The sequence below is a fragment of the Streptomyces sp. ISL-11 genome (assembly GCF_018614525.1).
Taxonomy (GTDB): Bacteria; Actinomycetota; Actinomycetes; order Streptomycetales; family Streptomycetaceae; genus Streptomyces.
Genome location: NZ_JAGGOL010000036.1, coordinates 81,629 through 92,119, shown reverse-complemented (window position 1 = coordinate 92,119; position 10,491 = coordinate 81,629). Strand labels below are relative to the sequence as shown.

Below are 10,491 nucleotides of genomic sequence, written 5' to 3'. Positions count from 1 at the left end.
GGCGCACGGCCAGCGCGCCGACGGCGCCGATGGTGGCCGCGCAGCCGCCCACCGCCCATTCCAGGGCGGTGACCGGGCCGATGAGGACGAGGTCGAACAACAGAAGCAGCGACCACCACACGGCGAACATCCCTGCGCCCGTGTACGTCCCGGTCCTGTGGCGCATGGTCCCCGGACCTCCTCCGACTCGCCCTACCCGACATTCAGCGCATAACGGGTATACCGGCCGGGCGCCACCCGGCCAACGCCCCGCGCCGTAACGGCCGGACCCGTGCGGGACTGCGGGTTTCCCGCGGAGGGGCGGCCAAACGCCCCTTCTCAACCCTCCAGTCATTCCATACGACTTATTGGGCTTACCGGGTTAATTATGGCCTTTCATGCCCGAATTGAATGAGTCTCTCCGGATTCTCTGGCAACAATTGCCGCTCACCACCCATTAGAAAGGTTTAGCCATGTCGCGTATCGCCAAGGCCGCCGCACTCACCCTCGCCACTGGTGTAGCTGTCTCCGGTGCCGCGGGAGTCGCCGTAGCCAACGCCGGAGCGCAGGGCGCGGCCGTGGGCTCCCCCGGCATCATCTCGGGCAACGTCATCCAGGTCCCGATCCAGATCCCGATCAACCTGTGCGGGAACACGATCGACATCATCGGCCTGCTCAACCCGACCTTCGGCAACACCTGCATCAACGCCGACGTCGAGGAGCACCAGCACCTCCACCAGCACCGCCACCACCAGGGTCGTCACCACGAGGGCGGCCACCACGACGACCACCACGGTGACCACCACCACGGCGACGACGACCACGACAAGTGGTAAGCCCCGCGTCCGGAGCGGCCTAGCCGCATCCGCGCGGTAGCGCGGGGAGGGTCACAGTCAGCCGCCGGAACCCTCGTCTGCGCGTTCGTGGCGCCCATCATGCTCATGGTGGGCGCCACCGCCATGACCGGACGCCTCGGGCCCATCGGCGTCCTCGGCCTTCCCCCGGACGCGGCGGGGTCGCTGGGCACCGGGGAGATCGGGCACCTCGACGGTCGGCGGCAGGTCGGGGGTGAGATGGGTGTGACCGGACGTCATGATGATGCGCCTGTCTGTCGGGGCGGGGAGAGACGGGGGAGACGGGGAGACCGGAGAAACACGGACCGGGAACGGCGAGTGCGCGGCGGCCGGCTCAGCCGGCGGCGCGGGTCCGGCCCGGCGGCGCGGCCGTGCCCAGCAGCTCGCGGCGCAGCCGGGCGCACGTACGGCTGAGGATGCGGGAGATCTGCATCTGGGACACTCCCAGCCGGGCGCCGATCTGCTTCTGGGTGAGGTTGCCGAAGAACCGCCAGTACAGGACGTACTTCTCGCGCTCCGGCAACGCGCTCAACAGGGGCCGCAGGGACTGCCGGTCGATCACCAGGTCCAGCGCCAGGTCGGCGCAGCCGAGGGTGTCGGAGAGCGGGAGGTCGTCGGCGCCGAGCACCGGGTGGTCCAGCGACAGCGTGTGGTGCACGCCCTCGGCGGCGAGTCCGCGCCGCACCTCCTCCTCGGACAGCCCGCATTCGACGGCGAGTTCGGCCGGGCTCGTACGGGTCCGGGCGCCGCGCTGCCCCAGGGACACCTGGGCGGAGCGGACGGCCGTGCGCAACTCCTGGTCCCTGCGCGGAATGTGGACGGACCAGGCGTGATCACGGATATGGCGCTTGAGTTCGCCGTTGATGGTGGGGACGGCGAAGGTCTCGAAGGCGTAGCCGAGCCGTGGGTCGTAGCGGTCCACGGCGTTGACCAGGCCGAGCGCGGCCACCTGCCGCAGGTCCGCGGGGCTCTCGCCGCTGCTGCGGAACCGCAGGCTGATGCGTTCGGCCATGGGCAGCCAGGCGGCGATGACCTCCTGCCGCAGTCGGTCGCGCTCCGGCCCCGGGGACAGGGTCACCAGACGCTCGAAGGCTTCCGCGGTGTCGGGCGCGTCGCGGTGGCGACGCCGGGGCGTTGTCTCTGCCATGGTCACAGCTGTCCCTTCGCTCCTGCGCAAAGGAGTGCCCGCCGGCCGAGGCACATTCCAGTTCTTGCGGCTGCCCGCGCGAGGCGCTCGGTGACAGGCCGGGCGCTGGGGCGCCTCCGGGCCGGGGCGGCCGGTGCCGGCCACGGTTCCCTCAGCATCACCCGCCTCAGGACGTCCCGCGACTCGGAGCGTGCGACCTCTGGCAGAGGGTCACCGGCACCGGCTCGTACACCCCGCGTCGGCAGCGCCCCGTTTCCCGCTCCGGACAGGGGGTACCCCGTCCAGATCCCGGACGTCGGCCCCGGGAGCGCCCCGGCCGCGGGGATTCACTCCACCGGCGGAACGGCGCCGCGCGCCGGTCACGTGGGGCGACCGTCACCGGCCGTCACGACGAGGAGGCTCCATGACGACGCGCCCCCAGCCCGCCGGCCGCACCGCCGGACCGGCGGCGGAGCTCACCGAGGCCGAGGTCGCGGCCCTGGACGCGCACTGGCGCGCCGCCAACTACCTGGCGGTCGGCCAGATCTATCTGATGAGCAATCCCCTGCTGGCCGTGCCGCTGGAGCCCGAACACATCAAGCCCCGGCTGCTGGGGCACTGGGGCACCTCCCCCGGGCTCAATCTCGTGCACACCCACCTCAACCGCGTCGTCAAGGCCCGCGGCCTCGACGCCATCTGCGTGTGGGGGCCCGGGCACGGTGGACCGGCCGTGCTCGCCAACTCCTGGCTGGAGGGCAGCTACTCCGAGGTCTACCCGGACGTCGGCCGTGACGCGGAGGGGATGGAGCGGCTGTTCCGGCAGTTCTCCTTCCCCGGCGGCGTCCCCAGCCATGTGGCACCGGAGACGCCCGGCTCCCTCCACGAGGGCGGCGAACTCGGCTACTCCCTGGCCCACGCCTACGGCGCCGCCTTCGACAACCCCCACCTGCTCGTCGCCTGTGTGATCGGCGACGGCGAGGCCGAGACCGGCCCGCTGGCCGCCTCCTGGCACGCCAACAAGTTCCTCGACCCGGTCCACGACGGCGCGGTCCTGCCCATCCTCCACCTCAACGGCTACAAGATCGCCAATCCGACGATCCTGGCCCGTCTCCCGGAGGAGGAGCTCGACAGGCTGCTGCGCGGCTACGGACACGAGCCCCTGCACGTGTCCGGTGACGACCCGCGGCAGGTGCACCGCGCCCTGGCCGCCGCCATGGACCGGGCGCTGGACCACATCGCCACCGCGCAGCGCGTCGCCCGCGAGGACGGCGTGCGCGACCGGCCGCACTGGCCGCTGATCGTACTGCGCACCCCCAAGGGCTGGACCGGCCCGGCCGAGGTCGACGGGACGCCCGTCGCGGGCACCTGGCGCGCGCACCAGGTGCCGCTCTCCGGTGTCCGCGACAACCCCGGGCACCTGCGGCAGCTGGAGGACTGGCTGCGTTCGTACCGACCGCGGGAGCTGTTCGACGACGACGGCGGGCCGCTCCCCCAGGTCCTGGAGTGCGTGCCGGAGGGCGAGCGGCGCCTGGGCGCCAATCCGCACGCCAACGGCGGCCTGCTCACCCGCAGCCTGCCCCTCCCGCCGCTGGAGCACTACGCCGTGCCGGTGGACAAGCCCGGCGCGGCCGCGCACCAGCCCACCCAGGTGCTCGGGGGCCTGCTGGCCCAGATCATGGCCGACACCGCCCGCAGCCGGAACTTCCGTCTCGTCGGGCCCGACGAGACCGCCTCCAACCGGCTGGACGCCGTCTACGCGGCGACCGGCAAGGCGTGGCAGGCGGCGACCCTGCCCACCGACGAACACCTCGCCCACGACGGGCGGGTGATGGAGGTGCTGTCGGAACACCTGTGCCAGGGGTGGCTGGAGGGCTACCTCCTCACCGGCCGGCACGGGCTGTTCTCCTGCTACGAGGCGTTCGTCCACATCGTCGACTCCATGGTCAACCAGCACATCAAGTGGCTCAAGACCTCCCGCGGCCTGTCCTGGCGCCGCCCGATCCCGTCCCTCAACTACCTGCTGACCTCGCACGTCTGGCGGCAGGACCACAACGGCTTCTCCCACCAGGACCCCGGCTTCGTCGACCACGTCCTCAACAAGTCCCCCGACGTCGTCCGCGTCTACCTCCCCCCGGACGCCAACACCCTGCTCTCCGTGGCCGACCACGTCCTGCGCAGCCGCGACTACGTCAATGTCGTCGTCGCCGGCAAACAGCCCTGCTTCGACTGGCTCGGTCTCGACGAGGCCCGCGCGCACTGCGCGCGCGGCGCCGGCACATGGGCCTGGGCGGGCACGGAGACGGGCGAGCGGACCCCGGACGTGGTCCTCGGCTGCGCGGGCGACGTCCCCACCCAGGAGGTGCTCGCCGCCGCGAGCCTCCTGCGCCGGCACCTGCCGGAGCTGTCCGTACGGGTCGTCAACGTCGTCGACATGACGCGGCTGCTGCCGCGGGAAGAGCACCCCCACGGCATGCCGGACGCGGAGTACGACGCGCTGTTCACCACCGACAAACCGGTCGTCTTCGCCTACCACGGCTACCCGTGGCTGATCCACCGCCTCGCCTACCGCCGCACCGGCCACGCGAACCTCCACGTCCGGGGCTACAAGGAGCAGGGCACCACCACGACGCCGTTCGACATGGTCGTGAGCAACGACCTCGACCGCTACCGCCTCGTCATGGACGTCATCGACCGCGTCCCCGGCCTCGGCGTCCGCGCCGTCTCCGTGCGCCAGGCCATGGCCGACGCCCGCAGCCGCCACCACGCCTGGATCCGCGAGCACGGCACCGACCTGCCGGAGGTCGCGGACTGGTCGTGGTCCGGCTGAGCGGGCCGCGGCTTGACGGAAGGGGCCGGTCGCGCGTAGGGCTGGGGCGATGAGCGAGCGGCGAGAGACGTACGACGTGCTGGTGATCGGGTCGGCCAACGCGGACCTGACGGTGCGGGTGGACAGGCGGCCGGACGCGGGCGAGACCGTGCTCGGGACGGACCTGGTCGAGTCGGCCGGCGGCAAGGGCGCCAACCAGGCCGCGGCGGCGGCACGCCTGGGAGCCCGTACGGCGCTGCTGGCGCGGATCGGCGACGACGCCTTCGGGGAACTGCTGCTCGCGGGCCAGCGCGAGGCCGGTGCCACGACGCGGCACGTGCTGGTCGAGAAGGGCGCCCGGACCGGCACGGCGATGATCGTCGTCGGGCCGGACGGCGACAACACCATCGTCGTGTCCCCCGGGGCCAACGCCCGCCTCTCCCCCGCCGACGTCGAGGCGGCGCGGCCGGTGGTGGCGGCCTCGGCCGTGGTCTCGCTCCAGCTGGAGATCCCCCCGGAGACCGTGCGGGCGGCGGTCGGGCTGGCGCGGGAGGCCGGTGCGCGCGTGGTGCTCAACCCCTCGCCGGTACCGGACCGGCTCGCCCCCGAGCTCCTGGCGGCCGCCGATCCGCTGGTCGTCAACGAACACGAGGCGCGGCTGCTGTCGGGGCTCACGGACGGCGGCCCCGCCGGGTGGGCCCGCGCCCTGCGGGACCGGGGTGCCCGCTCGGTCGTGGTCACCCTGGGCGGCGACGGCGCCGTGGTCCTGGACGGCGCGGAGGCGGTGCCGGTGCCCGGCGTCGCGGTGGAGGCCGTGGACACGACGGGCGCCGGGGACGCCTTCACCGGCGCCCTCGCCACGCGGCTGGCGGACGGTGCGCCGCTGGTGGAGGCGGCCCGGTTCGCCGTACGGGTCGGCGCCGCGTCCGTCACCAGGCCGGGAGCGCAGCCGTCGTACCCGGCGGCGGACGAACTGCCGGGGGCGGGAACGTAGGCGGGCGTCGCCCGCCCGGCGACGCCGCGCCCCCCGGGCGGGGGTGTGCGGCGTCGCCGGTGGTCAGGGCTTGCGGGCGATGAGCGCGCCGTTCGCCAGGGGCGCGTCGATGACGAAACCGACGCGGCGGATGTCGGTGAACCCCGCCCCGGTCAGCAGCGCCGTGTACTCCGCCCGGCTGCGGTTGGCGCCCTCGGCCGTCTCGACCAGCATGTTCAGGCCGGCGACGGCGCCGGCCACCGGGCCGGTCCCGTCGTCGTCGAGGAACGCCTCGCCGATGATGACCTCGCCGCCGGAGCCGAGCGCGGTGTGGCACTTGGCCAGCAGCGCCGCGCCCTGCTCGGTGTTCCAGTCGTGGAGGATGTTGGTCAGCAGGATGGCGTCGTAGCCGGTGGGCAGGTCGTCCGCGAAGAAGTCGCCGCCCTTGGCGTCGACCCGGTCGGCCAGGGGTGTCTCCGCGAGGCGTTTCTCAGCCATCCGGGCGACGAACGGCAGATCGTAGACGGTGGCCCGCAGGTGCGGATGGTGCGCGCAGAGCTCGCCGCAGAACGAGCCGAGGCCGCCGCCGACATCGAGCAGCCGCCGGTAGGGGCGGAAGTCGACCGACAGGGCCATGGCGCGCGCGGTGAACACCGCACCGGCGTGCGCCGCCTTGGGAAAGAGCTCCGCCATGTGCTCGTCCTGCGGGTCGAACAGCGTCTCGTCCGTCTCCGGATTCCAGGTGGTCGGCCGGTTGGTGCGGATCGCGACGTCCAGCTTGGCCCACGCGTCGTACTCGCGCCGGTCGGTGAAGGTGACCAGGTCGCCGAAGAAGTAGTGCTTGCCGCGGACCAGGAACTCCTCGGCCATCGCGGAGTTGACGTAGCGCCCGTCGTGCCGGTCGAGCAGGCCGAGCGAGGCGCACGCGGTCAGCAGCAGCCGCGCGGGCCGCTCGGCGATCCCCTCGGTGCGGGCCAGCTCGTCGGCCGTGATGCCGTCGGTGCCGCTCACCTTGGTGAACAGGTCGAAGTCGAGGGCGACGGCGAGCACCTTGGCGACGCGGAAGCCGTCCGCCATCGCCATCAGCGGTGCGGGAGTCAGCGGGCGGACCCCGGTGTACGAAGTGTTGTTCATGCGACCCTCCCCGGGTGGCCGGCACCTTCCGGTGCCGGCCACCCGCATGTGTGGACGTGATCAGTCGGACGTGCCGGCCCACGCACCCGACTCGGCGGCCGCGCGCACATAGGCGTCGAAGTCGCGGGGATCCCGGCCGAGGGCGTCCCGCACACCGGTGCTCAGGTGCGCGTCCCACCCGTTGCGAATGGCCTGGAAGAGGCCCAGGAGGATGGCGGCGTGCTCGTCCGGCACACCGGCGTCGGCCGATCCCTTCAGGAAGGAATCGCTGTCGAGGTCGACGAAGCGGATCTCCCGGCCGGTCGCCGCGCCGATGCGCGCCGCCGCCTCGGCGAACGACAGCGCCTCCGGTCCGGAGAGCTCGTAGATCTTGCCGTGGTGACCGTCGCCGGTGAGCGCGGCGACCGCCACGTCGGCGATGTCGTCGACGTCCACGAACGGTTCCCGGCCCTCGCCGGCGGGCACCGCGAGGACGCCGCCCAGGATCTGCGGGAGGAAGAACGCCTCGCTGAAGTTCTGTGCGAACCAGGCGGGCCGCACGATGGTCCACTGCGCCCCGGACTCCCGCACCGTGCGCTCGGAGGTCAGGAGCTTCTCGTCGCCCGCCGCGTCGATGCCGCGGGCGGACAGCAGCACCAGCCGCCGTACGCCCGCCGACACGGCGCGCTTCACGAACGACGGGACCACCTGCTGTGCCTGGCTGGGCAGGGTCGGCGGCACCAGGTACACGGCCTGGGCACCGGTCAGCGCCGCCGCCCAGGTCGACTCGTCCCCCCAGTCGAAGCGCGTCCCGCCGCTCCGGCTCGCGGGCCGTACGTCCCGGCCGGCCTCGCGCAGCCGGGCCGTCACCCGGCGGCCGGTCTTGCCGGTGGCTCCCAGTACCAAGATTGTCTCGCTCATCATGTCCCTTCGAAGGTGTGTGCTGTGTGCGTCTTCCTGCGACTGTGTCCCTGATCGGGTCAACGGGCCATCGTCGGCGCCCCTTTCGTCGTTCCGGAGGCGACGGATCCGGCCGCGCGCAGGACGAGGTCGTCGGCCTCCCGCGAGCCGACGGTGAGCCGCAGTCCCTCGCCCGGGTAGCAGCGCACGAGGGCGCCGGCCCGGCTCAGCGCCGCGGCCAGGTGCTCGCTGCGGGCGCCGGCGTCGAGCCACAGGAAGTTGCCGTGGCTGGGGAAGCTGCTCCAGCCGAGCCGGGTGAGCTCCGCCCGCAGCCGGTCGCGCTCCGCCACGATCGCGTCGACGCGGTCGGCCAGCTGCGCCCGGGCCCGCAGTGACGCGGCCACCGCGACCTGCGCGAGCCGGCCGATGCCGAACGGCAGCGCCCGGTCCCTGACGCGCCCGGCCGTCGCCGGCGCCGCGACGGCGTAACCGACCCGGAGGGCGGCCAGTCCGTACGCCTTGGAGAACGTGCGCAGCACCACGACATTGGGGTGGTCCGCGAGATGGTCCAGGCCGTCGGCCGCCCCGGGGTCACGGGAGAACTCGTGGTACGCCTCGTCGAGGACGACCGTGACCCGGTCGGGCAGGGCGGCGAGGAAGCGTTCCATCGCCGGCCGGCCGATCGTCGTGCCCGTCGGGTTGTGCGGGTTGCACAGCACGACGACCCTGGTCCGGTGGGTGACGGCGGCGAGCATGCCGTCGAGGTCCTGCTCGCCGGTGGGCGTCAGGGCCACCTCGACGGGCTCGGCCCCGGCCATCCGGGTGATGAGCGGATAGGCGTCGAACGACCGCCATCCGTAGATCACTTGATCGCCCGGTCCGGTGCACATGTCCAGGACCTGCAGGGCGATTCCGACCGAACCGCTGCCGACCGCCACCTGTTCGCGGGCGACGCCCAGCCACTGGGCGACCATGGTGACGAGGGTCTCCGGGGTGAACTCGGGATAGCGGTTCACCGCGTCCAGCTCCGCCGCGAGGGCGTCGCGCACCTCGGGCAGGGGCGGGTAGGGGTTCTCGTTGAGGTGCAGCCTGAGTTCGAGTTCTCGTAACATCCGGGGCGGGCCCCTCACTTCGCCGGGAGCGACTGGGTGTGCTGGAAGACGTCGTGCGGGTCGAAGGCGCGCTTGGCCTCGATGAGGGCCTCGTAGTTCTCGCCGTAGTAGAGCCGGTGCGCGGAGACGCCCGACCGGTTGAACTCGGGGTCGTCGAGGTCGACGTCCGGGTAGTTGAAGTAGCAGCCGTCGGTCTCGGCGTTGGTGACGGGCACGCCGCCGGTGTCGGCGTACACGGCCGCGTAGAAGTCGCGGATCCACTGGAGGTGGACGGGCTCCTCGGCGTCCTCGTACCAGGCGGTGACATAGTGCATCTCCATCACCGCGTCGCGGTGCGGGAACGCCGTCGCCTCGCGCGCCCTGGTGTTGGTCTTCCCGCCGAAGGCGATCATGAGCAGCCGGGCCGCCGGGTTCGGGTACTCGACCTCCGTGAGGTACTTGTACATCGCGCGGATCTGCCGGTCCGGCAGGGTGCGGCGCTGGTACGCCGACTTGGCCTTGAACCGGAAGGTGGGGGTGTTCGGGCCGGCGAGGCCCGGCCACTGGGTGGCGTGCAGCCACGGCAGGCGCCGCTTCTCCACCCGCGGGGTCAGGCCCGTCCCCTCGTTGATCTCCGCGAAGTACGCGTCCAGCAGCCGTTCCGCGTCCGGGCCGGTGGCGTCGAACTGCGTGATCATGCTGAATGAGCCGGCGGCGCGCGGTGTCGGCTGGAACTGGCTGTAGAGGCTGTCGTAGGCCGAGCCCGCGGCGTGCCGTTCGCACCAGGAGCTGTAGTTCTTCGCGAGCCGGGTGAAGGCCGCCTCCGTCATCCCCTCCCACGACCAGGTGACGGTGGAGACGAACACCTCGCCGGGGGGCTTGGGCAGGAGCCGCCGGGGATCGTCGCCCTTGCCGCCGGGGGTGCGGAACCAGTAGCGGGTGACGACGCCGAAGTTGCCGCCGCCCCCGCCGGTGTGCGCCCACCACAGCGCGCCCTTGGGCCGGCCGTGCTCGTAGTCCTCGCGGGTGGCGACGACGGTGGTGACGCGGCCCGCGGCGTTGACGGTGACCACTTCGACGGCGTGCAGGTAGTCGGTGGTGATGCCGTGCAGCCGGGACAGCGGCCCGTGGCCGCCGCCGGCGATGTGCCCGCCGATGCCCACCGAGGGGCAGGCGCCGCCGGGCAGGACGACGCCCCACGTCTCGTACAGGGCCTCGTAGACCTCTCCGAGCGTCGCCCCGGGCTCGATGGCGAACGCCCCGCGCGACGCGTCGAAGGTCACGGAGTTCATGCTCGACAGATCGATGACGACCTTCGCGTCGGTGCCGAAGCCCTCGTAACAGTGACCGCCGCTGCGGACGGCGATCCTCTTGCCGGCCCGGAACGCCTCGCGGACCGCGTCCTCGACCTGCCGCCGGCTGTCGGCCATGCGGATGGCCTCCGGGCGGAAGACCCAGCGCAGGTTGTATCCGCGAGTCAGATCGGCGTACCGGGAGTCGCCGGGCGTGACCGTGATCGCCCCGCCGCTCGCGGCGGTGTCCGCCTCGGCCGGTGGTGTCCGCCCGTCGGCCGCGGCACCGCCGTCGGCGGCGTGCTCGGCGAGGAAGGCACGGCGAGATTCTTGCTCCATCGATTTCCCCCTGATCGT

Annotated in this window: 8 protein-coding genes; 3 read left to right on the top strand and 5 right to left on the bottom strand. The window is 72.7% G+C overall.

Translation table 11 applies throughout. The features are described 5' to 3' along the window. Positions 1-452: 452 nt before the first annotated feature. Entirely contained in the window at positions 453-815 is a 363-nt protein-coding gene (locus J7E86_RS10480; RefSeq protein ID WP_215081293.1) for a chaplin, read from the top strand. A 352-nt stretch (positions 816-1,167) separates the two neighbouring features. Here the strand turns inward: J7E86_RS10480 and J7E86_RS10475 are convergent, their stop codons facing one another. Beyond that, complete coding sequence (locus J7E86_RS10475; protein WP_215081292.1) at positions 1,168-1,980, bottom strand: sigma-70 family RNA polymerase sigma factor; 813 nt, start codon at positions 1,978-1,980, stop codon at positions 1,168-1,170. 403 nt (positions 1,981-2,383) lie between these two features. On the opposite strand from J7E86_RS10475, the gene J7E86_RS10470 reads away from it, so the two are divergent. Together J7E86_RS10470 and J7E86_RS10465 are read left to right on the top strand one after the other, a co-directional pair. Next, positions 2,384-4,786: a phosphoketolase gene (locus tag J7E86_RS10470; protein ID WP_215081291.1), complete on the top strand. Its 2,403-nt coding sequence runs from the start codon at positions 2,384-2,386 to the stop codon at positions 4,784-4,786. A gap of 49 nt (positions 4,787-4,835) precedes the next feature. Next, positions 4,836-5,759 (top strand): ribokinase, encoded by a 924-nt coding sequence (locus J7E86_RS10465; RefSeq protein ID WP_215081290.1) that lies wholly within the window; start codon positions 4,836-4,838, stop codon positions 5,757-5,759. A gap of 63 nt (positions 5,760-5,822) precedes the next feature. Here the strand turns inward: J7E86_RS10465 and J7E86_RS10460 are convergent, their stop codons facing one another. The 4 genes from J7E86_RS10460 to J7E86_RS10445 are packed head-to-tail and all read right to left on the bottom strand — an operon-like array spanning position 5,823 to position 10,473. Further along, positions 5,823-6,872 (bottom strand): methyltransferase, encoded by a 1,050-nt coding sequence (locus tag J7E86_RS10460; RefSeq protein ID WP_215081289.1) that lies wholly within the window; start codon positions 6,870-6,872, stop codon positions 5,823-5,825. Between the two features lie 60 nt (positions 6,873-6,932). Then, a complete protein-coding gene (locus J7E86_RS10455) occupies positions 6,933-7,772 on the bottom strand; it encodes an NAD(P)H-binding protein (protein ID WP_308312545.1) in 840 nt (279 codons plus the stop codon). 59 nt (positions 7,773-7,831) lie between these two features. Then, positions 7,832-8,863 carry a histidinol-phosphate transaminase gene (locus tag J7E86_RS10450; protein ID WP_215081287.1) on the bottom strand — a complete coding sequence of 344 codons (1,032 nt, stop codon included), beginning with the start codon at positions 8,861-8,863 and terminating at the stop codon, positions 7,832-7,834. 14 nt (positions 8,864-8,877) lie between these two features. Continuing rightward, positions 8,878-10,473 carry an FAD-binding oxidoreductase gene (locus J7E86_RS10445; RefSeq protein ID WP_215081286.1) on the bottom strand — a complete coding sequence of 532 codons (1,596 nt, stop codon included), beginning with the start codon at positions 10,471-10,473 and terminating at the stop codon, positions 8,878-8,880. Positions 10,474-10,491 lie beyond the last annotated feature (18 nt).

What these genes read in the sequence shown, in the direction of transcription:
- J7E86_RS10460 (WP_215081289.1), bottom strand. Translation starts at nt 6,872, where the DNA reads ATGAACAACACTTCGTACACCGGGGTCCGCCCGCTGACTCCCGCACCG.
- J7E86_RS10475 (WP_215081292.1), bottom strand. Translation starts at nt 1,980, where the DNA reads ATGGCAGAGACAACGCCCCGGCGTCGCCACCGCGACGCGCCCGACACC.
- J7E86_RS10470 (WP_215081291.1), top strand. Translation starts at nt 2,384, where the DNA reads ATGACGACGCGCCCCCAGCCCGCCGGCCGCACCGCCGGACCGGCGGCG.
- J7E86_RS10445 (WP_215081286.1), bottom strand. Translation starts at nt 10,473, where the DNA reads ATGGAGCAAGAATCTCGCCGTGCCTTCCTCGCCGAGCACGCCGCCGAC.
- J7E86_RS10480 (WP_215081293.1), top strand. Translation starts at nt 453, where the DNA reads ATGTCGCGTATCGCCAAGGCCGCCGCACTCACCCTCGCCACTGGTGTA.
- J7E86_RS10450 (WP_215081287.1), bottom strand. Translation starts at nt 8,863, where the DNA reads ATGTTACGAGAACTCGAACTCAGGCTGCACCTCAACGAGAACCCCTAC.
- J7E86_RS10455 (WP_308312545.1), bottom strand. Translation starts at nt 7,772, where the DNA reads ATGAGCGAGACAATCTTGGTACTGGGAGCCACCGGCAAGACCGGCCGC.
- J7E86_RS10465 (WP_215081290.1), top strand. Translation starts at nt 4,836, where the DNA reads ATGAGCGAGCGGCGAGAGACGTACGACGTGCTGGTGATCGGGTCGGCC.